Origin of the sequence: Methylobacterium sp. Leaf125 (genome assembly GCF_001423085.1) — a bacterium.
GTDB lineage: Bacteria > Pseudomonadota > Alphaproteobacteria > Rhizobiales > Beijerinckiaceae > Methylobacterium.
Genome location: NZ_LMNU01000012.1, coordinates 93,513 through 116,107 on the forward strand (window position 1 = coordinate 93,513; position 22,595 = coordinate 116,107).

The window sequence follows — 22,595 nt, forward strand, 5'->3', positions numbered from 1 at the left end:
TCATGCCGAACACACGTCGCCGCGGCCTCGCCGCGCTCCTCCTCGCCAGCCTGCCCGGTGCGGCCTTGGCGGCCGACGACTGGCCGATGTTCGGGCGTGACCACACCAACCAGCACTTCTCGCCGCTCACGACGATCGACCGGGCCAACGTGAAGGCGCTGCGTCCGGCCTGGATCTTCCAGACCGGCATCACCGGCTATTTCCAGGCGGAGCCCGTGATGGTGGACGGGACGCTCTACGTCTCGACCACCCAGAATCACGTCGCCGCCCTCGATGCCCGCAGCGGACGGGTCCTGTGGACCTACACCCACAAGGCGCGGACGGAGAAGATCTTCGGGCCGCCCTCGAACCGGGGCGTGGCCGTCTCCGGCGGTAAGGTCTTCGAGGCGACCATGGACGGTCGGATCATCGCCCTCGACGCCGCTACCGGAAAGGTCTTGTGGGACCATGAGGCGGTGCGCCCCGAGGAGGGGGAATCCGAGACCGCCTCGGCCCTGGCGGACACGCTCGGGGCCGGCACGGTCCAGGGGTCGAGCCGTCTCGGTTTCAAGATGCCGCCCCTGGTCGCCGACGGCCTCGTCATCGTGGGCGTCGCCGGCGCCGGCTACGGCCTGCACGTGGAGGACGCCAAGGGCGGCCTCGACGGTGGCGCGGTGGTGGGGATCGAGGGCGGCTATGGCCGCCGCGGCTGGCTCGCGGCCTACGACGCCGCCACGGGAGCCGAGCGCTGGCGCTGGTACGTGACCAAGGCCGACGGCTGGGAGGGGGACTTCGCGGCGACCACGTCGGACGGCGTGCCGCTGCACCGGGACATTGCCGCCGAGAAGGCCGCGGCCCCGGCGCATCCCGAGGCTTGGCGGGTCGGGGGAGGCTCGCTCTGGATGACACCGGCCTACGACCGGGATCTCGGGCTGATCTACGTCGGCACCGGCAATCCGGCGCCACAGAATTTCGGCCTCTCGCGCCCGGGCGACAACCTCTACACCATGAGTCTCGTCGCCCTCGATGTCCGCACCGGACAGCTGCGCTGGTACTATCAGCAGGTCCCGCACGACGAGTGGGGCTACGACGTGGCGAGCCCGCCCTTCCTTCTCGACCAGCCGACGCCGCAGGGCCCGGTCAAGGCCGTGGCGCAGGGCTCGAAGACCGGCTGGCTCTACGTCCACGATCGCACCACGGGGAAGCTCCTGGCGAAGTCCGAGCCGCTGATCACGCAGAAGAACCTCTACGCGCCGCCGACCGAGGCCGGCACGGTCGTCAGCCCCGGTCCGCTCGGGGCGATCTCCTGGCATCCGGTGGCTTATGATGCGCACCGGGGAACCGCCTTCGCCCAAGTCCGGCACGGGGCGACGACCTACGTGGTTCGAACGGTGCCCGCCTCCGGCGACCGCCCGGCGATCCGCTACACCGAAACCACGGAGGCCAAGGGCGAGCCGAGCTTCAGCACCTTGACGGCGGTGGACCTTGCCAAGGGCGGCGCGATCAAGTGGACGATGAAGGGCGGCAGCCGGCTCTCCGGTGGGACGCTGGCCACCGCCTCGAACCTCGTGTTCTCCGGGGAGGAGGATGGCCATCTCGATGCCCACGATGCCGAGACGGGCGCGATCCTGTGGCGCTTCCAGTGCGGCGCCGGCATCGGCGGGCCGCCGATCACCTACGCCCTCGACGGCAAGCAATACGTCGCGGTGGCGGCTGGCGGCGCCTCCTTCACGAAGGGTTCCGGCTTCGGCACCGGCGACGCCCTTGTGGTCTTCACGCTACCCGATTGAGGATCTGGCCGCCCCATGGCCGATGTGACATGAGGGCGCGGTCGGCGCACGGCTTGCGTGTGTTCGCCCCGTGCAACCAGAGACCGTGCTCCTCATGACGACCGACACCCCGGCACCGCGCCAGCCCGATGACCGCGGCCCACCCGTGGTCCGCACCATCGCGATGCCCGCCGACACCAACCCGGCCGGCGACATCTTCGGCGGATGGCTGATGGGCCAGATGGACCTCGCGGCCGGCAACATCGCCGCCCGGCGCTCCCGGGGGCGCTGCGCCACGATCTCGGTGGAGGCCATGACCTTCCACCGGCCCGTCATCGTCGGAGACGAGGTGAGCATCTACGCCTGGATCGTGCGCGTCGGGCGCACCTCCATGGGCATCCAGGTCGAGGTCTGGCGCCGGGAGCGCGAGGGCGAGGAGACCATGAAGGTCACCGAGGGGCTCTTCACCTTCGTGGCGATCGGACCGGACCGCCGGCCCCGGGTGATCCCGGCGGAGATCGAGACCGCCGGGGCGTGATCCGTCCGGGTCCCTCACGCCGGGCCATGCTCGGCGGCGCTCTCTGCCTCGCCGGGGATCACGGCCTCGGTGCAGCGCCGGGCTTCGCGGCAGCGCCGTCCTGGTCGGCCGACAGCCTCCAGGCCGCGGCCGCGCGCAAGGGGGTCGCCTATGGCTCGGCGGTGAACGGCGTGACCCTGCGCCAGGACCCCGCCTACGGGCGGGCCCTGGCGCGGGAGGCCGGCCTCCTCGTGTCCGAGAACGCGATGAAGCTGACCTATGCCTGGCGTGCACCGGAAGCCCTCGATTTCACCTACGCGGACGAGGTCGTGGCCTTCGCGGAGGGAAACCGCCAGCGCCTGCGCGGCCACACCCTGGTCTGGCACGAGGGCCTGCCGGCCTGGATCGAGGCCCGGCTCGCCGCCGGGGAAGGCGAAGCCTTCCTGCGCCGCTGGATCGGCGCCATGGCGGGGCGGTACCGGAGCCGAATCGAGGCCTGGGACGTCGTCAACGAGATCTGCGGACCGCAGGACGGTCGTGCGGACGGGCTGCGGCGCACCCCGTGGCTCGCGGGCCTGGGCCCCGGCTACGTCGATCTCGCCTTCCGCATCCAGCACGCGGTCGCGCCGGACGCGGCCGGGGTCTGGAACGAGAACGACCTCGAGCTCGACGCGGACTGGATCGACCAGCGCCGTACGATGGTGCTGCGGACCCTGGAGGGAATGCGCCGCCGGGGCGTGCCGATCCGCCGGCTCGGCCTGCAGGGGCACCTCTACGCCAAGCACCCGCTGAACCAGGACAAGCTCCGCCGCTTCCTGAAGGAGGTCGCCGCCCTCGGGCTCGCCATCGAGGTCACGGAATTCGACGTCAACGACCGGACCTATCCCGCCGACCTCGGCGCCCGCGACCGGGCGGTGTCCGACCTCGCGCGCTGCTTCCTCGACGTGGTGCTGGACGAGCCGGCCGTGCTCAACGTGCTCAGCTGGGACATCACCAACCGGAACACCTGGCTCAACACCAATCCCGAGCGCCGGCGCGCCGACGGTTTGGTTCAGCGCGCCCTGCCGCTGGACGAGCACTTGGCGCGCACACCACTGTGGTCGGCGATGCACCGGGCCTTCGTCGATGCACCGGACCATCGCAAGGCGCGGGACGCCCTGCGCGGCGCGTGAGCCCCTAGCGGGGAACCATCCGCGCCTGCTGCGGCCGCTCGCCGGCCTGCTGGCGCAGGAAGGCCGCCATCTCGGCAAGCACGGGAGCCTTGGAGCGGAAGGTCACGGAGAGCGCCAGCAGGGTGTCGGCATGGTCGAGGCCGGCATAGATCCGCTCCTGCACCGGCACGCGGGCGGTGCGCAGGCGCGCGGCGAGGCTGCGGGTGTTGGAGGGGCGCACGGTGGTGTCGCCGTCGCCCGAGGCGAGGAAGGCCGGCGGTGAGTGCGTGCCCGCGAAGGTGATGGGCTGGGTCGCCGCCTTGTCGGGGGCCTCCCCGAACAGTTCCGTGGCGGTGCCGGCATCGAGGGGCAGGAAGTCGTAGGGGCCGGACAGGCCGGCCACCGCCCGGATCACCCGCGGATCGACGCCGGCCCGACGCAGATAGGTCGGGTTGAGCCCGAGCATCACGGCATTGTAGGCGCCGGCCGAGTGCCCGGCGAGGACGATTCGGCTCGGGTCGCCGCCATAGGCTGCGATGTTCTGCTCGACCCAGGCCAGGGCCTGCGCTCCGTCGTCGAGCAAGTCCGGGAAGCGGACCTCCGGGTAGAGCCGGTAATCCGGCAGCACCGTCACGAATCCCTGCGCCGCGAGGGCCTGTCCGACGAAGGCGTAATCCTCCTTCGCGCCGTTCTTCCAGGAACCGCCATAGAAGAACACCAGCACGGGGGCGCCGGCCGAGCCGGCCACGGGCGTGAAGACGTCGAGGCGCTGGCGCGGATGGCTGCCGAACGCGGCGTCCTTGAGGCTGAGTCGCCCGCCCTGGTCGCGGGGACCGATCGCGTCGAAGAAGGCGAGGGGGGAGCAGGCCGTGATGCCGAGCGCAACGAGCGCGAGTCCGGCGAGGCTGGCAAGGACGGCGAGAACCCGGGTCATGCATCTCTCTGTTGGGGGGCGAACCCCCTGTGACAGGGCTGGCGCGGCGGATTCATGGCGCGCATTCGATTCTCGGCGCGATGCGGAGTCGCAAGTCCGACCGCGTTCCGATCAGGTTCTGAGGACGAGGCAGGCGCCGCCGACCTGGCGGATACGCCCGCACAGGCCATCGGCGGCCTCGCGGCTCTGGGCCGGGATGCGGATGCGGTAGAAGGCGCGGGTGCCGCGGCTGCGCAGGCGGGTGCCGATGATCATCGGACGAACATCGCCGATTACGCTTGTGTAGAGCTTCCGTGTCCGCGCGAAGCTCTGCAGTGCCAAGGATTTCGAGAAGTTTCCGGCGAGCTGGATACCCCAGGGCGCTGCCGGTCCCTCGTTTCCGCCGAGGGCGAACCGGTCGCCGCGCGACGGAATGCGCAGGGCCGCCGTCACCTTGAGGCAGCTGGACTCGGATTCCACCTTTGGCTCCACGGCCTGGCCCTCGGAAGTCTTCGCTTCGGCGTCCTTGGACTCCGGGTTCTTGGTCGAACCCGCCTTGGCCGACGGCGCGTCGCCCTCCGGCATCTCGATCGCCGCGCCGGGGCGCCAGGCCTCCGCGGGCGAGCCGGTGATCGCCAGGACGTAGTTCCGGGTCTCGGTCGGCAGACCCCCGGTGCCGGCGAGCCAGGCGGAGACCCGGCCCGGCCCGCCATTGTAGGCCGCCGCTGCCAGCCCGAGATTGCCGAATTGCCGGTTGAGGTCGGCGAGCAGGTGGGCCGCGTGCGGGATCGCCTGCTCGGGGTCGAACGGATCGGTCAGGCCGCGCTCCCGCGCCGTACCCGGCATGAACTGCGCGACGCCCTGTGCGCCCACGGGGCTCACGGCGGTGACGCGAAAGGCGCTCTCCCGCCAGATCAGGCGCGTCAGGAACGGCACCGGCAGGCCGCGGGCCTTCGCCGAGCCCTCGATCAGACGGCAGAGGGCCTGCTCGACCGTCTCGGTCGCGCCCTCGGCGGCCGCGCGGGCCGATCCTGAGGTGAAGGCGCCGACTAGGAGGAGCGCGAGCAGGGCGGCGGAGAAACGGCGAAAGAGCGAGATCACGGTCGGGTTGTAGAGCGTGTGCGCCGACGATCAATTACAAACGCCCCCGACCGCGTCGCATCCGCGTTCGCCGATCCAGCAGGCCCACGCTATAACGCTCAGGGTTGCGACCTCCGCCCCGCTGCAGAACAGGCCTCGATGCCCGAAACGCTCCTCGACGTTCAGGACCTGTCGGTCGCCTTCCGCTTGCGGGAGCGCGAGACCCGCGCCGTGGACCGCGTGAGCTTCACCATCACGGCCGGCGAGACGCTGGCCCTCGTCGGGGAATCCGGCTCGGGCAAGTCGGTGACCGCTCTCTCGATCCTGCGACTCCTCGACGGCAGTGCCACCCATCCGGGTGGCCGCATCCTGTTCAAGGGCGAGGACCTGCTGACCCTGCCAGAGAAGCGGCTCCGTGGCATCCGTGGCGCCGACATCACCATGGTATTTCAGGAGCCGATGACCTCCCTGAACCCGCTCCACGCGATCCAGCGGCAGATCGGCGAGGTGCTGGAGGTGCATCGCGGCCTCTCCGGCCGCAAGGCGCGCGCCCGCATCCTCGAACTGCTCGAACTCGTCGGGCTGCGCGACGCCGAACGGCGCCTCAACGCCTATCCGCACGAGCTCTCGGGCGGACAGCGCCAGCGCGTGATGATCGCCATGGCGCTCGCCTGCGAGCCGGACCTGCTGGTGGCCGACGAGCCGACCACCGCCCTCGACGTCACGGTGCAGGCCCAGATCCTCACCTTGCTGGCCGACCTGCAGAAGCGCCTCGGCATGGCGATGCTGTTCATCACCCACGACCTCGGCATCGTGCAGCGCATCGCCGACAACGTCTGCGTGATGCTTGCCGGTCGCGTGGTCGAGGCCGGCCCGGTCGCCGAGATCTTCGCCCGGCCGCAGCACGACTACACCCGCCGTCTCCTCGCCTCGGAGCCGAAGGGCCGGGCCAACCCGGTGCCGGCCGACGCCGCCCCCCTGCTGGAGGCCGGCCCGCTCAAGGTCTGGTTTCCGATCCGCGAAGGCCTGCTGCGCCGGACCACCAGCCACGTGAAGGCGGTGGACGGGGTGTCGCTTCGGGTCCGGGCCGGGGAAACCGTCGGGGTCGTCGGCGAATCCGGTTCGGGCAAGACCACGCTCGGCCTGGCGCTCCTGCGCCTCACCGGCTGCGAGGGCCCGATCGTGTTCCTCGGTCGCTCCATCGCCGGCCTGCCGCCCGCCGCCATGCGTCCGATCCGGCGTGACATGCAGGTGGTCTTCCAGGACCCCTACGGCTCGCTCTCGCCGCGAATGACGGTGGCGGACATCGTCGCCGAGGGTTTGGTGGTCCAGGGGGCGGTGAGGACGCGGGCCGAGCGGCAGGCGGTGGTCGCCAAGGCGCTCGGCGATGTCGGGCTCGATCCGGCGACCATGAACCGGTACCCGCACGAATTCTCCGGCGGGCAGCGGCAGCGCATCGCGATCGCGCGCGCCATCGTGCTCAAGCCGAAATTCGTCGTGCTGGACGAGCCGACCTCGGCCCTCGACCGCTCTGTCCAGGCCCAGATCGTCACCCTCCTGCGCGACCTCCAGCGCGAGCGTGGGCTCGCCTACCTGTTCATCAGCCACGACCTGAAGGTGGTGCGAGCTCTGGCGAACTACGTGCTGGTGATGCAGAACGGCCAGGTCGTCGAGGAGGGGCCGGCCGAGGACATCTTCGCCGCGCCGAAGACCGCCTACACCCAGGCGCTGTTCGCCGCCGCCTTCGATCTCCAGAGCGACACCGTCGCCGATCCGATTCCGGCCTGAAGGGGACGGGCATGCCGCGCGCCTTCCTCATCGTCCTGGATTCCGTCGGCATCGGCGGCGCGCCGGATGCCGATCGCTACGGCGATGCCGGGTCCGACACCCTCGGTCACATCGCCCGCGCCTGCGCCGAGGGGCGCGGCGACCGGGCGGGCCTGCGGCACGGCCCCCTGGCGCTCCCGAACCTGACCCGCCTCGGCCTCGGCCTGGCAGCGCAGGGCGCCACCGGCGCGGTGCCGCCGGGCCTCGAGGCGGTGAGCGACCCGACGGGCGCCTACGGCCACGCGGTGGAGGTGGCCGCCGGCAAGGACACGCCCTCGGGTCATTGGGAGATTACCGGCGTGCCGGTCCGCGAGCCCTGGGGCTACTTCCCCGTCGCGGTCCCGACCTTCCCGGCCGCGTTGACGGAGGCGCTGATCGCGCAAGCCGGCCTGCCCGGCATCCTCGGCAACTGCCATGCCGCCGGGGTGGCGATCATCGACGGCCTCGGCGCCGAGCACGTCCGGACCGGCATGCCCATCTGCTACACCTCCGCCGACAGCGTGTTCCAGATCGCGGCACACGAGGAAAGTTTCGGGTTGGAGCGGCTCTACGCCACCTGCCGGATCGCCCGCGACCTCTGCGACGCCTATCGGGTCGGCCGCGTCATCGCCCGCCCCTTCGTCGGCGGCGCGCAGGGGGGATTCCGGCGCACCGCCAACCGCAAGGACTACGCGGTCGAACCGCCCGGCCGGACGCTCCTGGACGTGCTCCAGGCCTCGGGACGGAGCGTCGTCAGCGTCGGCAAGATCGGCGACATCTTCGCCCATCGGGCGACCGGGCAGGAGATCAAGCCCGGCAGCAACGCCGCCTGCCTTGACGCCGCGCTGACAGCCTTCTCGGCGTTGCCGGAGGGCGGCCTCGTCTTCCTCAACCTCGTCGATTTCGACACCGAGTACGGCCACCGCCGGGACGTGCCCGGTTACGCCGCCGAACTCGAGCGCTTCGACGCCCGGCTGCCCGAAATCCACGCCGTCCTGCGTCCCGGCGACCTCTGCATCATCACCGCGGACCACGGCAACGATCCGACCTGGGGCGGAACCGAGCACACCCGGGAACAGGTTCCCGTGCTGGCCTTCGGCCCCGGCATCACGCCGGGATCGATCGGTCGACGCGAAACCTTCGCCGATCTGGGCGCGACCCTCGCACGGCATCTCGGAGTCGCACGCCTCGATGCGGGAACGAGCTGGAACTGACGGACAAGGGGGATCATCATGCGGGACGAGGACGACCGAGCCATCCGACAGGCCATCGCGCACCGGGTCGGGGAGCCGTTGGACACGCTGTCGGTCGAGGATCTCGATGAGCGGATCCAGCTGCTGCGGTCCGAGATGGAGCGCCTGGAAGCCGCGCGCCATGCCAAGAAGGCGGCGCTGGAGCGGGCGGATTCCCTCTTCCGGCTCTAGAGTTTGTCGGGGATGGGTGGAGGCTGTGTAGAAAGGCTGAGGTCATTGCCGACTGTGGAAATATCTTCTTCCGAGCGGCTCCGGCAGCACCACAGACCCACCGTCTCCGGCTCGTGGACCGCCTTCCATGAGTCTGAGTAGGCGTTGCGTAGAAGCCTATTCTAGCCTCTCTGCCCGAGGCTGCATTTTCACACAGCCTGGACCCTTGTCGGACCTTCGGAGCGTCTGCTTCCAGTCAGCCTAACCGAACGGACGCAAGTGACCGGGGCAGGTCACTTGGAGTGGAAAGTTACCGGGTGTCCCTACTGCTATGATGATTGGGAAGTTGCCGCCTTAATTAAGCTGGCGAGGTCTTCCGGAAAGATTAGTTCAGCCGCGTTCTCGATATCTGCTACAGACCACCACCTAATTTCTCGCATTGCTGTTCGCTCAGAATCAGTCAAGGCATCAAGTCTTGGCGCAGATCGTTCGCATTTTCCCAGGAAAAAAATATCCGTGTTATCGACAAAAGCACTCTCATGCTCAAACTGAGACGCCACGACATGAATGGGTCCTTCCAACGCAACTTCAAGATGAAGCTCTTCAATCAGCTCTCGCTGTGCAGCTTCAGCGTCCGTCTCGCCGTCCTCAACGCTACCTCCAGGGGTAGCCCAGAAGGTAAATGGTCCCGAGGTTCGCTGAACTTCAAATCGGATTAGAAGAACGTTATCAGTACTATCCAGAAGGATTGCACGGGCAGAGCGACGTTGGCGAATAACTTCCGACATGCTTGCGTTCTGCCACGCGACCAGCGACCGGACAAGGTCCGTTAGAGGTGAAGGCTGTGTGAAAACGTGCTGATCTGATAGGGTAAATCCCGATCTTGGAGGTCGGGATGAAGCGCTTCATCGCAAGTGAGAACCGTTAGCAGATCACGCTGCTTCCCGATTGCCTGGACGACTATATCACCGCCGACAATCCGGTTCGCCTCGTCGAGTTGTTCGTCGATGAGTTCGACCTGACAACGCTCGGCTTTGCAGGCGCCGTGCCGGAGGCCACGGGCCGTCCCGCCTACCATCCGGCGACGTTGCTCAAGATCTATCTCTACGGCTACCTCAACCGCGTTCCGTCGAGCCGGCGGCTCGAACGCGAGAGCCAGCGCAACATCGAGTTGATCTGGCTGACCGGTCGGCTGATGCCCGACTTCAAGACGCTGGCCGACTTCCGTAGAGACAATGGCCCGGCGATCCAGGCCGCCTGCGCGTAATGCGTGGTGCTGTGCCGCCGGCTGGACCTGTTCAGCAAGGCCGTCGTCGCGATCGACGGCAGCAAGTTCAAGGCCGTCAACAACCGCGACAAGAACTTCACCGCCGCCAAGGTCGAAGCTCGGCTGGCGCAGGTCGAGACGAGCATCGGCTGTTACCTCGCGGCGCTGGACCGGGCCGACCGCGCGCCGAGCGACATCGCCGAGGCGCGCACGACGCGGCTCAGGGAGAAGATCGCGGACCTGCGCGAGCAGATGCAGGTTCTCGAAGCGAGAGGCCGGCAGGTCGAGGCTGCGCCCGATCGCCAGGTCTCACTGACCGATCCCGACGCGCGCTCCATGGCGACCAGCGGCAAGGGCACCGGCATGGTCGGCTACAACGTCCAGGCCGCAGTCGATGCCGAGCACCACCTGATCGTGGCCCACGCCGTGACCAACGTCGGGAGCGACCGGGTGCAACTCGCGCCGATGGGTCTTCTGGCGCAGGCGGCGACGGGAAGCGCCACGCTCACGGTGCTGGCCGACCGGGGCTACCTCAACGGGGAACAGGTGCTGGCCTGCGAAGGCACCGGGGTGCTGCCCTGCGTGCCAAAGATCCTGACCTCGGGCCATGCCAAGCGCGGCCTCTTCACGGGACAGGACTTCGTCTACGACGCCGAACAGGATCACTACACCTGTCCCGCCGGCCAGCACCTGACCAAGGGGCTCGCCCGGTCCGATCGCCAGGCCGATGGCGAGGAGATGGACCACCACCGCAACCTGATGGCCTGTCGCGATTGCGCGCTCAAGCCCCGCTGCACGCCGGCGCAGACGCGGCGTGTCAAACGCTGGGTGCACGAGGACGTCCTCGACGCGATGCAGGCGCGGCTCGACCGGATGCCCGACGCGATGAAGATCCGTCGCCAGACCGTCGAGAACCCGTTCGGCACGCTAAAGGCCTGGATGGGAGCGACCCACTTCCTGACCCGGACCTTGGCGAAGGTCAGAACCGAGATGAGCCTGCAGGTTCGGGCCTACAACATGAAGCGGATGATCCAGATCTTCGGGGTCGCTCCGCTGATGGCGGCCATCCGGGCCTGAAGGCCACCGCTCCGCTCTGCGACGCTCTCAGGACATTCGCCTTTAACCTGAGGGATCTAGCGTTCTCACACGGCCTCGGTGGGAACCGGTCATCCCAAAAAGCCAATTGTGGTGAGCGGAATCAAGGCGCTCTCTGGCGCAAGATGAGCCTCAGAAACACTTAGGCCGCGCGCGAAGGAATTGCTCCGAAGTTACATTTTCAACGAAGGAATTTCCGCTCTCCCCCAAATGGGGGATGAAGGTCTTCCAACCCCGCGCTTGAATGTCGCAACACAAAAAAGCGAGGGCGGTCATGCTTGATAGATGGACGATGGCGCCATGGATGCGCCGGCGACTTGCCCGGCACGTGCGTCGGGGTACGAGTGATCGCATGATCGCGTGCCTCATTAATCCGGCGCCCGGCTCCGTGTCCGAGAGTGTCGCGCCGCCCGCGCAGAGAGCTGAAATCACCGTCGAGTACGATCTTTCGAACGTCATCCTGTTCCGCGCGCTCGCGGCGAACCGGGCGGGCGCGGGCCGGGACGCCCGCTGACGCCGCGGTCAGCGGATCAGGCTGAAGCCCGAGATCAGCCGGGCCAGATCGACCTGACGGGTGACGCCTGTCTTGGCGAAGATCGCCTTGACCTGACTGCGAATAGTTTCCGGCCGCACGCTCTGCTGAACGGCGAGGATCGAGATGGTCGCGCCGTCCGCGATGCCCCGCGCGATCCGTGCCTCGGCGGCCGTGAGGTCGAACAGTCCCGACAGCAGTTCGGTGCCCGGCACGGGACGCGGCAGGACGGGGGCCGCCACCATCAGCATGGTACCGCCACCGAAGACGTCCTGGGCCTGACCGCGCATGGGCAGCAGGTGGAGCACCATGGCGGGATGGTCGTCGTCGGCCGGGATCGGGATCGAGCGCGCCGCCTGGGCCCGCTGTCCGGCGAGCACGTCCGCCATCAGGGCATCCGCGCCCGGATGGGCAAGGGTGGCCCGCTCACGCTGATCGCGCACCACGCGCGGCACCAGGCCGGCGAAGCCCGCATTGCGTTCCTGCAGGCGCCCATCGGGCGAAACCACGGCCGCCGGGAGGCCCATGACCTCCAGGGCCCCCACCGCAGCGCGCGCCCGCTCCAGCTTCAAGCGGGCCGAGACCAGGGCCGCGCGACCGAGATGCGGCCGCAGGGAGTCGAGGATCGCCGTCGCGGACTGCGGGACCGGGCCATCCTTGTAGCGACGCTCGATGCTGAAGATCAGCGTATCGCCGGTGGTGAGCGGGCAGGCCGTGGCCGCACCCCAGCCCAGACCGCGCGGACGCAGGAATTGCTGGATCAGGACGTCCTGCTCCAGTTCGGCCTGGGTGTAGACGTCCTTCTCGCGGACGAAGCCCGCATGCCGGGCGCCGAGGAGCTTCGCCGTGCGCTGGCCGGCGCTGCTCCAGCCCCCGGCGGCGAAATCGGCCATGACCTGATCGAGGGACTCGCTGTTGATCCAGCGATGGGATTCGAGGTCGGCCGCGATCAGGACCGTTCCCTGGGCCCCGGCGATGTCGGCGAGCTGATCCAGGACCGCAGGCCAGAGTTCGGGGAGGATCGCAGCCTCGTAGATGAGGTCCGTCAGGGTTTCGAATTCACCCTGTCCCGAGGACTCCCGCACGGCCAATGACCCACATCCCAGGGTGTCTATTTCGTAAAGACCATACAGCCAAAGTTTCCCGCTCGCCAAGGGTATTTGTGGCAAATTCCCGTGATCTGCCCGCTGGATACGGGGCACCCGACGTGATTTCGTCGGTGTGGCGTCGGGGAGGTCTCGTCAGCCGATCCCTTCGTGTTAGGGGAAAGGGAGACGGGGAACCTTCAGCCGACACGACCGGTCATGTCGAGTCGGAGCGGGGGCGGGGAGTGTGGCGTGCGGCATTGGCGCGAAGGACCGGGTGACCGGCGAAGCTACCACCACGGCAACCTCAAGGAGGCGCTGATCGAGGCTGCGCGCCGCTTCATCGCCGAGCGCGGCATCGGCGGCTTCACGCTGGTGGATGCGGCCCGCCTCGTCGGCGTCACGCCGGCGGCGCTCTACCGCCATTTCCGCGGGCGGGAGGCGCTGCTCGAAGAGGTGGCGGGACGAGGGTTTGCCGACTTGGCCGAGCGGCTCGCCCGCGCCCTGACCGCGAAGGGCACGCCGCTGGAGCGGTTCACCCGGATGGGCGAGGCCTACCTGGCCTTCGCCGAGGAGGAGCCCGGCTACTACGCGGCGATCTTCGAGACCCGCGGCCTCGCCGCCGCCGTGCCGAACGCGGTGCCGAGCGCGCGCCCGAGCCCGTTCGACCTGCTCGTGGAAGCCCTCCAGGCGACCTTCCCGGAGGGGTTCGGCGGTGTCGCGCCCCGGTTTATCGCGCTCGAGGTCTGGGCGCTGGCGCACGGCCTCGCGACCCTGTCCGCGTCCGGGCACCTGCCGAAATCCGCCGGCATGCCGGACAAGTACGAGCTGCTGCGCGCCGGCGTGCTGGCTCTCGTCCACGGCGCCGCGTCGGGCGGGCGGACGCGCGAACAGCCCTGACCGGATGGGCGCCCCTTGAAAGCGTGCACGTCCATCCGCAAGTGAATGTCGTTCACATTTACATTGGAGCCGTGAGCCGTGAGCTTCTCTTCCTCTCCCTTCACCACCGGGAAGGTCTGCCGTAGCGGCCCCTTCCCCAAGCGATCCCTGGAAATCGGCGCCATCGTCGTCGCCTTCGTCTATTGGTGGCCCCTGGCCGCCGCTTACATCGCCTGGAAGGTCGCGGGCTATCCTGCGCTCAGCGAGTTGCGGGGCCTCGCCGGCCGCGGCCTCTCGTGGAACGCGGGAGCCACCCGCTCGCGCTTCGCCGCGGCGTTCGAGGCGGCCAATGGCGGCAACACCGGCAACCTCGCCTTCGACGCCTACCGTCGCAGCGAGATCGAGCGGCTCGACGCCCAGCGCCGTGCCCTCCAGGAGGAGAGCCGCGCCTTCGCCGAGTTCGTCGAGGAGCTGAAGCGGGCCAAGGACCGCGAGCAGTTCGACGCTTTCATGCAGAAGCGCCGCAGCGCGGACACGACCCGCTCGGTCTGAGCGGCGGTCTTCACCTGACCATCGGGGCTTCCGGCGCAGGCCGGGAGCCCCTTTTTCGTGGAAGCGGCCCCCGCCATGGCCCTCGCTCGGACTGCTGCGATGCTCTAGAAAACCGGTCTCGGTCTTGCCTGGGTCTCCCCCGCGCCGTCGATCAGACCTCGGCCCAGGAATTTGGCAGCAGACCCCGGCCCCATGGAGTTCCAGCGATGCAGGCAGCCGCCGCGACCGTCCGGGTGGTCGACCACCCCCTCGTCCAGCACAAGCTGACCCTGCTGCGCCAGCGCGAACGCTCGACCAAGGGCTTCCGCCAGATCCTCAACGAGATCGGCATGCTGCTGGCCTACGAGGTCACCCGCGACCTGCCGCTGGAAACCGTGACGATCGAGACGCCGATCCAGTCGATGGAGGCGCCGCAGATCGCCGGCAAGAAGCTGGTCCTGGCGCCGATCCTGCGCGCCGGTGTCGGCTTCCTCGACGGCATGCTGTCCCTGGTGCCGTCCGCCCGCGTGGCGCATGTCGGGCTCTACCGTGATCCCGAGACCCTGGAAGCGGTGGAATACTACTTCAAGGCGCCCTCGGACCTGGTCGATCGCACGGTCCTGGTGCTCGACCCGATGCTGGCGACCGCGAACTCGGCGGTGGCGGCGATCAACCTGCTGAAGCAGCGCGGCGCGCAGGACCTGCGCTTCGTCTGCCTGCTCGCCGCCCCGGAGGGCATCGCCCGGCTCCAGGCCGCCCACCCGGACGTGCCGGTCTGGACCGCGGCCATCGACAGCCATCTCAACGACCACGGCTATATCGTCCCGGGCCTCGGCGATGCCGGCGACCGGATGTACGGCACCCGCTGAGGCAGCGCCCAGGCGGCGCGACCTTGCCAAGCACCGTCCGGGCGGCACATGACGGGGCTTCCAGGAGGAGACCCCGATGACAGCCAGCCTGCCCGAGACCATGCGACAGATCCGCTTCAAGGGCGCCGGCGGGCCGGACGTGCTGGCCCTGGAGACGGTGCCGCTGCCGCAGCCCGGACCCGGTCAGGTGCTCATCGAAGTGGTCGCCGCCGGGATCAACCGGCCGGACATCCAGCAGCGCGAGGGCAAGTACCCGCCGCCGAAGGGGGCCACCGAGATCCCCGGCCTCGAGGTCGCCGGCCGGATCGTCGCCCTGGGTGAGGGCGTCTCCGGCGTCGCGATCGGCGACGCGGTCTGTGCCCTGGTGATCAGCGGCGGCTATGCCGAGTTCGCCGTGGCCGAGATCGGCCAGTGCCTGCCGAAGCCGTCGTCGCTTTCTCTGATCGAGGCCGGCGGCCTGCCGGAGAACTACTTCACCGTCTACAGCACCGTGATCGAGCGTGGGCGCCTCAAGCCCGGCGAGTCCTTCCTCGTCCATGGCGGATCGAGCGGCATCGGCTCGACCGCGATCCAGATCGCTAAGCATCACGGCGCGCGGGTCTTCGCCACCGCCGGTTCGGCCGAGAAGTGCGCCTTCTGCCGCGACCTGGGCGCCGAGGCGGCGATCAACTACCGCGAAGCCGACTTCGCCGAGGAGGTGAAGCGGCTTACCGACGGAAACGGCGTCGACGTCATCCTCGACATGGTCGGGGCGCCTTACCTCGCCAAGAACCTTTCGGCCCTGGCGATCGAGGGGCGCCTCGTGCAGATCGCCTTCATGCAGGGCTACAAGGTCGATGCCTTCAGCATGACCCCGATCATGATGAAGCGCCTGACCTTCACCGGCGCGACGCTTCGGGCGCGTCCGAAGGCCGAGAAGGCGGCGATCGCCGAAGGCCTGGCCCGGGATGTCTGGCCGCTGCTGGAGGCCGGGACGATCCGCCCGATCATCCATGCCACCTTCCCGTTGGAAGAGGCCCGTCAGGCGCACGAATTGATGGAGTCGAGCGCCCATCTCGGCAAGATCATGCTGGTCACCGGCCGCTAGGCCGAACCTCGGCGGGAACTCCGCTCTCGACCCTCGCGTTTCAGACCCGAGCAGGAATCACGAGCCGAATCCATGGGGATCGGTGCTCGGGTCGAAACATCGGTCTTCAGGACCGTTCAAGCGAGGATCGCATGGCAGAGAAACTACACGGTCAGGAAGCCCGGCAGGGCAATCGCGGCAAGCCGGTGCTCTACGTTCTCGTGGCCAGCCTCGTGCTGCTCGCGATCGCCATCACCGGCCTGATGACTTGGCAGGGCGCGAATTCGCCGAAGGACTATGCCAGCCAGAGCCAGGACGCCTCCCGCCAGGAGGTGACGGGCTCCGTGAAGGGGTCGTCCAACGCCACCTCGTCGTCGAACACCGGTTCGGTGCCGGCCGCGAACCCGGCCTATCCGAGCCCGGCCCAGCCGGCCGCGAACGGCAACAAGCAGTAACAGCGGATCGCCCGTGCCGGTCCGCCTCAGCGGGTCGGCACGGGCGTCTCGCCGCGATAATCGTAGAACCCGCGCTTGGACTTGCGTCCGAGCCAGCCGGCCTCGACGTATTTTACGAGCAGCGGACAGGGCCGGTACTTGGAATCGGCCAGCCCCTCGTAGAGCACCTGCATCACCGACAGGCAGGTATCGAGGCCGATGAAGTCGGCGAGCTGCAGCGGACCCATGGGGTGGTTCGCGCCGAGGCGCATCGCCGTATCGATCGACTCCACCGAACCGACACCCTCGTAGAGCGTGTAGATCGCCTCGTTGATCATCGGCAGCAGGATGCGGTTGACGATGAAGGCCGGAAAATCCTCCGACATCGTCGAGGTCTTGCCGAGCTTGGCGATGAAGGCCTTGGCCGATTCGTAGGTCGGATCTTCCGTGGCGATGCCGCGGATGAGCTCGACGAGCTGCATCACCGGCACGGGATTCATGAAGTGGATGCCGATGAAGCGCTCCGGTCGGTCCGTCGAGGCGGCGAGGCGCGTGATCGAGATTGACGAGGTGTTGGTGGCGATCAGCGCGTCGGGCTTCAGCGAGGCGCACAGCGTGCTGAAGATCTGGCGCTTGGTCGATTCGTCTTCGGTGGCCGCCTCGATGACGAGGTCGCAGGGCGCGAGGTCGTCGAAGCTCTCCGCCGCCACGATCCGGGACACCGCGCTGCGGCGCTGATCGTCCGCGATGGTGCCCTTGGCCACCTGCCGCGCGAGATTGCCGTCGACGGTCGCGAGGCCGTTGTGAATGCGGGCCGGGTCGCGGTCGTTCAGGCGGACGTCGAGCCCCGCCATCGCACAGACATGTGCGATGCCGCTGCCCATCTGTCCGGCGCCGATGATGCCGACCGTCCTGATATCGATGCCCATCGTCTGCACTCGCACCCCTGGAGCGTCCCGCCGTTGCGATCCGGGCCCCGCCCGGCCGCCGGGGGCGCCCGCCTCGCTTATAACGTTTCGCGGTCGCAGCGTCCTAGAGCATTTCCACGCCGGGAGGCCATCCGTACCGGTCGGCCGATCCGCGCGACGCGCACCGGCCGGCCGTGACCGCTCGGTCTCAGCTCTTCGCCTTGGCAATCTCGGACTGCAGCTCGGGGACGATCTGGAACAGGTCGCCCACGAGGCCGTAATCCGCCACCTGGAAGATCGGCGCGTCCTCGTCCTTATTGATGGCGACGATGACCTTCGAGTCCTTCATGCCGGCGAGGTGCTGGATCGCGCCCGAGATGCCGACGGCGACGTAGAGGTCCGGCGCCACGACCTTGCCGGTCTGGCCGACCTGCCAGTCATTGGGGGCATAGCCCGCATCGACGGCGGCGCGTGAGGCGCCCACGGCAGCGCCGAGCATGTCCGCCAGGGGCTCGATCAGCTCCTTGAACTTGTCCGAGGAGCCGAGCGACCGGCCGCCGGAGACGATGATCTTGGCGGCGGCCAGCTCGGGACGGTCGGACTTGGCGATCTCCTCGCCCTTGAAGCTCGATTTGCCGGAAGAGGCGGCCGTCTGCACCGGCTCGATCGCCGCGGCGGCGCCACCCTCGCCGGCCGGCTTGAAGGCCGCCATGCGGACGGTGATCACCTTCTTGCCCGCACCGGCCTGCACGGTTTGGATCGCGTTGCCGGCGTAGATCGGGCGCTCGAAGGTGTCGGGCGAGACCACGCTGATGATGTCCGAGATCTGGGCGACGTCGAGGAGGGCGGCCACCCGCGGCAGCACGTTCTTGCCGGTGGTGGAGGCCGCTGCGACGAGGTTGTCGTAGGGCTCTGCCAGGGAGACGACGAGCGCGGCAGTCGGCTCGGCGAGGAGGTGATCGTAGGCCGCGTCCTCGGCCAGCAGCACCTTCTCGACGCCGTCGAGCTTGGCCGCGGCCTCGGCGGCGGGGCGGCTGCCGGCACCCGCCACGAGGGCGTGCACGGATCCGCCCAGGGCGACGGCGGCCGTCAGCGCCTTCAGGCTCGCGTCGCGGACCGCGCCGTTGTCGTGCTCGATGAGGAGTAGGGTGGCCATGGTGTGCGAACCTCGAAATCGATCAGCAGGAGGGTCCCGGACCCCGTCTCACCCGCCGCGTCGACGCGGCGGGCTCTTGAAGCCATCGGCTGGGCGGCGTCTCAGAGGACCCCGGCCTCGCCCTTCAGCTTCTGCACGAGCTCGGCCGGGGATCCGACCTTGATGCCGGCCTTGCGCCCGGCGGGCTCGACGGTCTTGAGCACGGTGACCCGCGGGGTCACGTCGACGCCGAGCGCATCGGGGGCCAGCTCCTCGAGGGGCTTCTTCTTGGCCTTCATGATGTTGGGCAGCGAGGCGTAGCGCGGCTCGTTGAGACGCAGGTCCGTGGTGACGATGGCCGGCAGGGTCAGGGTCACGGTCTGGAGGCCGCCGTCGATCTCGCGCGTGACGTCGATCGAGCCTTCGCCGAACTCCAGCTTGAAGGCGAAGGTGCCCTGGGGCCAGTCGAGGAGGGCCGCCAGCATCTGGCCGGTCTGATTCGAATCGTCGTCGATGGCCTGCTTGCCGAGGATGACGAGGCCGGGGGCCTCCTTCTCGACCAGGGCCTTCAGGATCTTGGCCACCGCCAGCGGCTCGACCACGCCGTCGGTCTTCACCAGGATCGCCCGGTCGGCGCCCATGGCGAGGGCGGTGCGAAGGGTCTCCTGCGCCTGCTGCGGACCGATGGAGACGGCGACGATCTCGCTGACCTTGCCCTTCTCCTTCAGGCGAATCGCTTCCTCGACGGCAATCTCGTCGAAGGGATTCATCGACATCTTGACGTTGGCGAGGTCCACGCCCGAACCGTCGGCCTTGACCCGGATCTTGACGTTGTAGTCGACGACCCGCTTGACGGGCACCAGAACCTTCATGGCGTTCACAATCCTCCGCGCGGATAATATTTTTCGACCAGGCCGGCGCGGCGCGCAAAGGAACTCCGGGACACCCGGAACTCCAGAACCCTGGTCATTGAGGCGGCGGACCGTAACGGCCTCATTTCCGCCTTGTCAACGCGCCCTGCAGCCGCCTGTCCGGGCGGGGGTCTTCGCGGACCGATGGCCGGCCGCGTGGGCTCGGGTTCGCCGCCCGCTGGTATTCCGAATGCCTGTGCCTCAGCGGTTTTGACCCGGTACCCAGAGCACGTCGTCGGCGCCGTTCGCATTGGCGGTCCGGCTCGCCACGAACAGGAAATCGGACAGCCGGTTGAGGTACTGGAGTGCCTCGGGCGAGACGATCTCGCCCTCGGTGGCAGCCAGGGCCACGGCCAGCCGCTCGGCCCGCCGACAGATCGTGCGGGCGAGGTGGAGGGCGGCCGAGGCCGGCGAGCCCCCGGGCAGCACGAAGGACTTCAAGGGCGAAAGGTCGGCGTTCAGCGCGTCGATGTCGCGCTCGACCCGCTGCACCTGCGCGGCGACGATCCGCAGCGGCTCGTATTTCGGCGGTTCGGCGCTTTCCGGGGTCGCGAGGTCGGCGCCGAGGTCGAACAGGTCGTTCTGAATCGCGCCCAGCATCGCGTCGAGGCGCGAATCCGCATGCAGCCGCACGAGTCCGATGCACGCGTTGGTCTCGTCGACGGTGCCGTAGGTCTCGATCCGCAGATCCGCCTTGGAGCGCCGTTCGCCGCTCGCCAGGGCGGTCGATCCCTTGTCGCCGGTGCGGGTGTAGATGCGGTTGAGGGTGACCACGATGGCGTCCGATCCTGAGCGGGGCCGGCAAGACGCGCCGGCAGGAGCGGGAACCTAGCGCAGTTTGCCGCCGCTGGGAGTCGCGGAATCGGAACGCGAAGGGCCGGCCCCGCATCGGCGGAACCGGCCCTCGAAGCTCACACGAAAGGCGAGCGCAGCGAACTCAGAAGGTGTAGCCGAGCTTGCCGCCGAAATTGGTCAGGCCGCGGTTGTTCGCGCAGAGGCCCGCATTCGACATGTGCTCGACGGTGGCCATGACGCTCCAGTGCTCGGTGAGCCGGAAGCCGAGGGCGGCCGCCTCGCGGAACAGCGGATTGCAGCCCAGCGTGTTGAACCCGGCCGGCGCCGTCGGCTTCGGCCCGGTGTAGCCGTTATGGGCGCCGGCGCCGAAGAAGCCCTCGAGGAAGACGATGTTGTTCAGGGTCTGCGGGAAGAGGTCCACGGTCCAGGTCGCGCCGATATAGGCGTAGCTGGTGCGGCCGCCGAAGTTGTAGCTGCCGCCGACGGTGGCCCGGGGCACGAAGGCCTGCCAGAAGGGATCGACGCTCACCAACGGCTTGGAGAAGAGAATTTCGCCGTTGATGTTGCTGGTGTTGTGCTCGGCGCTGCCGGGATCCTGCACGGCGCCGCCGATGCGGACCTCGGAGACGATGCTCAGGGGCTTCACCGGGCTGACATAGGCGGCCGGCGGCGCGGACGGGAAGTCGGCGGCCTGGACCGGCATGGCCGTGGCGAGCACGACGGCGGCGGCAGCAAGGCGAAGCGAGGTGGACTGCATCGAGATGGTTCCGGTTTGACCGGGCATGTCTAGCAGGCCGCTCGCGGCATCGGCAGGCGTCGGAGGCCTCGCGACAGCGATAGCTGTGCGGTGAGACCTCCTGGCCACACTTGCCGGCCGCACCCGCCCCCTTGAAGCCGCTCAGGCTGCCGGCGCGGGCGTCATCGCACCGGTGTCGCCCTGCCGATGCCAGACATACCAGGCCAGGAACGCGACCGGCACGCCGATGAGCGCGGTCGCCACGAAGAACCAGGCGAAGCCGGTCGACTCGATCACGAATCCGGACGCCCCCGCCAGCAGGCTGCCGGGGAGGGCGCAGAGGGAGGTCAGGAGGGCGTACTGGCTCGCCGCGTGCTCGGTGGCCACGAGGGTCGACATGAAGGTGATCAGCACGATCGAGGCGATCGCGTAGGCGAAGCTGTCGATGCTCACCGCGATGGCGAAGGTCCAGAAGGCGTTTCCGCCGTCTCCGCCGTGCAGTGCCAGGTAGGCGAGGCTGAGATGCGAGGCCGAACCGAACACCGTGCCGGCGAGCAGGCTCGCCATCATGCCGATCCGCGGGACCACGTAACCGGCCAGGACGGTACCCGCGAGGGCGACGCCGAAGCCGAACAGCTTCGTCACCGTGGCGATGTCGGTGTTCGAGTAATGTAGGCTCTTGAACAGCGGCATCGCCATGGCGCTGGCGACGTAGCCGGGCATGCGGAAGCCGGCCACCAGGAGCAGGATCGGGATCGCCAGGGGCCCGAGGCGGCGGACCAGGTCCCGGATCGGTGCCACGATGGTCTCGACGAAGCCGGGATGGTCGTGGGACGCGGTCCGGTCTGAATCCGGCTCCGGCGCGAGGAGGGCGGCGATCACCCCCGGTGCCATCGCGACCACCATGCAGAGGTAGGCCGCCCGCCAGCCGTAGGCATCGGCGAGGTAGAGCGCGCCGGCTCCGGCCACGAGCGTCCCGATGCGCCAGCCGATCTCGGCCCATGACGACATCAGCGCCTGGCGCTCCGCCGGCGCCACGGTGATGCGCCAGCCGTCGATGACCACGTCCTGGGTCGCCCCGGCGAAGCCGAGCGCGAGGGAGAACGCGATGGTCCAGGCGAGCCAGTGCCCGGGATCGCCGAAGGCGACGCCGGCGAGCGCCAGCATCACGCCAAGCTGCGAAACGATGATCCAGCCTCGGCGCCGGCCGACCAGGCGGCTGATCAGGGGCGCGTCGTAGCGGTCGAGGAAGGGCGCCCAGAGAAACTTGAATTTATACGCGAGGGTCAGCTCGCTCATCAGTCCAAGGATGCCGATGGGCACCTTGGCCTCGGACAGCCACGCCGATTGCGTGACGTAGACGAGGAGGAAGGGAATCCCGGAGCTGAAGCCGAGCCCCAGCATCGCGGCGATGCGCCGGTCGAGGACCGACTTCAGGAACGCAGCGGCGCCCATCGGCCCGGGATCAGGCCGAGCGCCACCAGACCACGCCCATGATGAAGATGATCGCCACGAACTGCAGCAGCACGCGCAGGCGCATGAGCTTCTGCGAGAGGTTGGCGCTGCCCCCGCGCATCATGTTGAACAGGCCCAGGAACAGGACCACCGCCACCGCGACGCAGGCGAGGAGCACGAGAGAGTTGGAGGAGATCACGGCGTCAGGTCTCGTGGCTGTCGGGTCGGAAATCGTCACCCCTCATATGGGCTCCTCCGGTGGAGGAGCCCAGGGGGGCA

Annotated in this window: 23 protein-coding genes and 1 pseudogene; 13 read left to right on the forward strand and 11 right to left on the reverse strand. The window is 68.8% G+C overall.

What is annotated here, in order from left to right:
• The first annotated feature begins 2 nt into the window (after positions 1 to 2).
• The 3 genes from ASF58_RS11680 (at position 3) to ASF58_RS11690 (ending at position 3,437) form a co-directional block, all read left to right on the forward strand.
• Entirely contained in the window at positions 3 to 1,769 is a 1,767-nt protein-coding gene (locus ASF58_RS11680; protein WP_055951967.1) for a PQQ-binding-like beta-propeller repeat protein, read from the forward strand.
• Between the two features lie 94 nt (positions 1,770 to 1,863).
• Positions 1,864 to 2,286, forward strand: a complete 423-nt coding sequence (locus ASF58_RS11685; RefSeq protein ID WP_055951970.1) for an acyl-CoA thioesterase — start codon at positions 1,864 to 1,866, stop codon at positions 2,284 to 2,286.
• Complete coding sequence (locus ASF58_RS11690) at positions 2,283 to 3,437, forward strand: endo-1,4-beta-xylanase (RefSeq protein ID WP_244477293.1); 1,155 nt, start codon at positions 2,283 to 2,285, stop codon at positions 3,435 to 3,437. Before ASF58_RS11685 ends, ASF58_RS11690 begins: the two co-directional genes overlap by 4 nt.
• Positions 3,438 to 3,441: 4 nt before the next feature.
• Here ASF58_RS11690 and ASF58_RS11695 read toward each other — a convergent pair whose 3' ends face one another.
• Together ASF58_RS11695 and ASF58_RS11700 are read right to left on the reverse strand one after the other, a co-directional pair.
• Entirely contained in the window at positions 3,442 to 4,350 is a 909-nt protein-coding gene (locus ASF58_RS11695) for an alpha/beta hydrolase (protein ID WP_055951974.1), read from the reverse strand.
• 111 nt (positions 4,351 to 4,461) lie between these two features.
• Positions 4,462 to 5,397 (reverse strand): lytic transglycosylase domain-containing protein, encoded by a 936-nt coding sequence (locus ASF58_RS11700; protein ID WP_244477330.1) that lies wholly within the window; start codon positions 5,395 to 5,397, stop codon positions 4,462 to 4,464.
• 171 nt (positions 5,398 to 5,568) lie between these two features.
• Between ASF58_RS11700 and ASF58_RS11705 the strand changes: the two genes are divergently transcribed.
• Genes ASF58_RS11705 through ASF58_RS11715 form a run of 3 tightly spaced genes read left to right on the forward strand, consistent with a single transcriptional unit; the run spans position 5,569 to position 8,639 of the window.
• Positions 5,569 to 7,197, forward strand: a complete 1,629-nt coding sequence (locus tag ASF58_RS11705; RefSeq protein WP_055951977.1) for an ABC transporter ATP-binding protein — start codon at positions 5,569 to 5,571, stop codon at positions 7,195 to 7,197.
• Between the two features lie 11 nt (positions 7,198 to 7,208).
• Positions 7,209 to 8,429 (forward strand): phosphopentomutase, encoded by a 1,221-nt coding sequence (locus ASF58_RS11710; protein ID WP_055951979.1) that lies wholly within the window; start codon positions 7,209 to 7,211, stop codon positions 8,427 to 8,429.
• 18 nt (positions 8,430 to 8,447) lie between these two features.
• Entirely contained in the window at positions 8,448 to 8,639 is a 192-nt protein-coding gene (locus tag ASF58_RS11715) for a DUF1192 domain-containing protein (RefSeq protein WP_055951982.1), read from the forward strand.
• 308 nt (positions 8,640 to 8,947) lie between these two features.
• On the opposite strand, the gene ASF58_RS24925 is transcribed toward ASF58_RS11715, so the two are convergent.
• Positions 8,948 to 9,406, reverse strand: coding sequence for an NUDIX domain-containing protein (locus ASF58_RS24925; protein ID WP_082513008.1), 459 nt, complete (start codon positions 9,404 to 9,406; stop codon positions 8,948 to 8,950).
• A gap of 143 nt (positions 9,407 to 9,549) precedes the next feature.
• On the opposite strand from ASF58_RS24925, the pseudogene ASF58_RS11720 reads away from it, so the two are divergent.
• Positions 9,550 to 10,962, forward strand: a pseudogene (locus tag ASF58_RS11720) (IS1182 family transposase).
• A 370-nt stretch (positions 10,963 to 11,332) separates the two neighbouring features.
• A complete protein-coding gene (locus tag ASF58_RS25780) occupies positions 11,333 to 11,494 on the forward strand; it encodes a hypothetical protein (protein WP_156375639.1) in 162 nt (53 codons plus the stop codon).
• Between the two features lie 8 nt (positions 11,495 to 11,502).
• On the opposite strand, the gene ASF58_RS11725 is transcribed toward ASF58_RS25780, so the two are convergent.
• Positions 11,503 to 12,597, reverse strand: coding sequence for a helix-turn-helix transcriptional regulator (locus tag ASF58_RS11725; RefSeq protein ID WP_055953656.1), 1,095 nt, complete (start codon positions 12,595 to 12,597; stop codon positions 11,503 to 11,505).
• A 252-nt stretch (positions 12,598 to 12,849) separates the two neighbouring features.
• Here ASF58_RS11725 and ASF58_RS11730 point away from each other — a divergent pair, with 252 nt between their 5' ends.
• From ASF58_RS11730 to ASF58_RS11750, 5 genes are all read left to right on the forward strand, one after another.
• Positions 12,850 to 13,497 carry a TetR/AcrR family transcriptional regulator gene (locus ASF58_RS11730; RefSeq protein WP_055951985.1) on the forward strand — a complete coding sequence of 216 codons (648 nt, stop codon included), beginning with the start codon at positions 12,850 to 12,852 and terminating at the stop codon, positions 13,495 to 13,497.
• A gap of 78 nt (positions 13,498 to 13,575) precedes the next feature.
• The gene (locus ASF58_RS11735; RefSeq protein ID WP_055951988.1) at positions 13,576 to 14,028 is read left to right on the forward strand and encodes a DUF2852 domain-containing protein; all 453 of its coding nucleotides are present in this window, start codon (positions 13,576 to 13,578) and stop codon (positions 14,026 to 14,028) included.
• A 206-nt stretch (positions 14,029 to 14,234) separates the two neighbouring features.
• Positions 14,235 to 14,876, forward strand: a complete 642-nt coding sequence (gene upp, locus ASF58_RS11740) for a uracil phosphoribosyltransferase (RefSeq protein WP_055951992.1) — start codon at positions 14,235 to 14,237, stop codon at positions 14,874 to 14,876.
• A 76-nt stretch (positions 14,877 to 14,952) separates the two neighbouring features.
• A complete protein-coding gene (locus tag ASF58_RS11745; protein WP_055951995.1) occupies positions 14,953 to 15,963 on the forward strand; it encodes an NAD(P)H-quinone oxidoreductase in 1,011 nt (336 codons plus the stop codon).
• A 131-nt stretch (positions 15,964 to 16,094) separates the two neighbouring features.
• Complete coding sequence (locus tag ASF58_RS11750) at positions 16,095 to 16,397, forward strand: hypothetical protein (protein ID WP_055951998.1); 303 nt, start codon at positions 16,095 to 16,097, stop codon at positions 16,395 to 16,397.
• A 26-nt stretch (positions 16,398 to 16,423) separates the two neighbouring features.
• Here ASF58_RS11750 and ASF58_RS11755 read toward each other — a convergent pair whose 3' ends face one another.
• The 7 genes from ASF58_RS11755 to ASF58_RS11785 form a co-directional block, all read right to left on the reverse strand.
• Positions 16,424 to 17,305 carry a 3-hydroxybutyryl-CoA dehydrogenase gene (locus ASF58_RS11755; protein WP_055953659.1) on the reverse strand — a complete coding sequence of 294 codons (882 nt, stop codon included), beginning with the start codon at positions 17,303 to 17,305 and terminating at the stop codon, positions 16,424 to 16,426.
• Between the two features lie 187 nt (positions 17,306 to 17,492).
• On the reverse strand, positions 17,493 to 18,440 hold the full coding sequence (locus tag ASF58_RS11760; RefSeq protein ID WP_055952001.1) for an FAD-binding protein: 948 nt from the start codon (positions 18,438 to 18,440) through the stop codon (positions 17,493 to 17,495).
• A gap of 101 nt (positions 18,441 to 18,541) precedes the next feature.
• On the reverse strand, positions 18,542 to 19,291 hold the full coding sequence (locus ASF58_RS11765; protein ID WP_055952002.1) for an electron transfer flavoprotein subunit beta/FixA family protein: 750 nt from the start codon (positions 19,289 to 19,291) through the stop codon (positions 18,542 to 18,544).
• A gap of 240 nt (positions 19,292 to 19,531) precedes the next feature.
• A complete protein-coding gene (locus tag ASF58_RS11770) occupies positions 19,532 to 20,104 on the reverse strand; it encodes a cob(I)yrinic acid a,c-diamide adenosyltransferase (protein WP_055952003.1) in 573 nt (190 codons plus the stop codon).
• A gap of 163 nt (positions 20,105 to 20,267) precedes the next feature.
• Entirely contained in the window at positions 20,268 to 20,882 is a 615-nt protein-coding gene (locus tag ASF58_RS11775) for an acyloxyacyl hydrolase (RefSeq protein ID WP_055952005.1), read from the reverse strand.
• A gap of 141 nt (positions 20,883 to 21,023) precedes the next feature.
• A complete protein-coding gene (locus ASF58_RS11780) occupies positions 21,024 to 22,316 on the reverse strand; it encodes an MFS transporter (protein ID WP_055952007.1) in 1,293 nt (430 codons plus the stop codon).
• 10 nt (positions 22,317 to 22,326) lie between these two features.
• On the reverse strand, positions 22,327 to 22,512 hold the full coding sequence (locus ASF58_RS11785; RefSeq protein ID WP_055953661.1) for a twin transmembrane helix small protein: 186 nt from the start codon (positions 22,510 to 22,512) through the stop codon (positions 22,327 to 22,329).
• Between the last annotated feature and the right edge of the window lie 83 nt (positions 22,513 to 22,595).

Excerpts from the sequence above, each read along its gene's own strand:
- ASF58_RS11755 (WP_055953659.1), bottom strand. The coding sequence starts at position 17,305 with ATGGGCATCGATATCAGGACGGTCGGCATCATCGGCGCCGGACAGATG.
- upp (WP_055951992.1), top strand. The coding sequence starts at position 14,235 with ATGCAGGCAGCCGCCGCGACCGTCCGGGTGGTCGACCACCCCCTCGTC.
- ASF58_RS11695 (WP_055951974.1), bottom strand. The coding sequence starts at position 4,350 with ATGACCCGGGTTCTCGCCGTCCTTGCCAGCCTCGCCGGACTCGCGCTC.
- ASF58_RS11775 (WP_055952005.1), bottom strand. The coding sequence starts at position 20,882 with ATGCAGTCCACCTCGCTTCGCCTTGCTGCCGCCGCCGTCGTGCTCGCC.
- ASF58_RS11680 (WP_055951967.1), top strand. The coding sequence starts at position 3 with ATGCCGAACACACGTCGCCGCGGCCTCGCCGCGCTCCTCCTCGCCAGC.
- ASF58_RS24925 (WP_082513008.1), bottom strand. The coding sequence starts at position 9,406 with ATGTCGGAAGTTATTCGCCAACGTCGCTCTGCCCGTGCAATCCTTCTG.
- ASF58_RS11760 (WP_055952001.1), bottom strand. The coding sequence starts at position 18,440 with ATGGCCACCCTACTCCTCATCGAGCACGACAACGGCGCGGTCCGCGAC.
- ASF58_RS11715 (WP_055951982.1), top strand. The coding sequence starts at position 8,448 with ATGCGGGACGAGGACGACCGAGCCATCCGACAGGCCATCGCGCACCGG.
- ASF58_RS11750 (WP_055951998.1), top strand. The coding sequence starts at position 16,095 with ATGGCAGAGAAACTACACGGTCAGGAAGCCCGGCAGGGCAATCGCGGC.
- ASF58_RS11685 (WP_055951970.1), top strand. The coding sequence starts at position 1,864 with ATGACGACCGACACCCCGGCACCGCGCCAGCCCGATGACCGCGGCCCA.
- ASF58_RS11745 (WP_055951995.1), top strand. The coding sequence starts at position 14,953 with ATGACAGCCAGCCTGCCCGAGACCATGCGACAGATCCGCTTCAAGGGC.
- ASF58_RS25780 (WP_156375639.1), top strand. The coding sequence starts at position 11,333 with ATGATCGCGTGCCTCATTAATCCGGCGCCCGGCTCCGTGTCCGAGAGT.
- ASF58_RS11710 (WP_055951979.1), top strand. The coding sequence starts at position 7,209 with ATGCCGCGCGCCTTCCTCATCGTCCTGGATTCCGTCGGCATCGGCGGC.
- ASF58_RS11780 (WP_055952007.1), bottom strand. The coding sequence starts at position 22,316 with ATGGGCGCCGCTGCGTTCCTGAAGTCGGTCCTCGACCGGCGCATCGCC.
- ASF58_RS11705 (WP_055951977.1), top strand. The coding sequence starts at position 5,569 with ATGCCCGAAACGCTCCTCGACGTTCAGGACCTGTCGGTCGCCTTCCGC.
- ASF58_RS11765 (WP_055952002.1), bottom strand. The coding sequence starts at position 19,291 with ATGAAGGTTCTGGTGCCCGTCAAGCGGGTCGTCGACTACAACGTCAAG.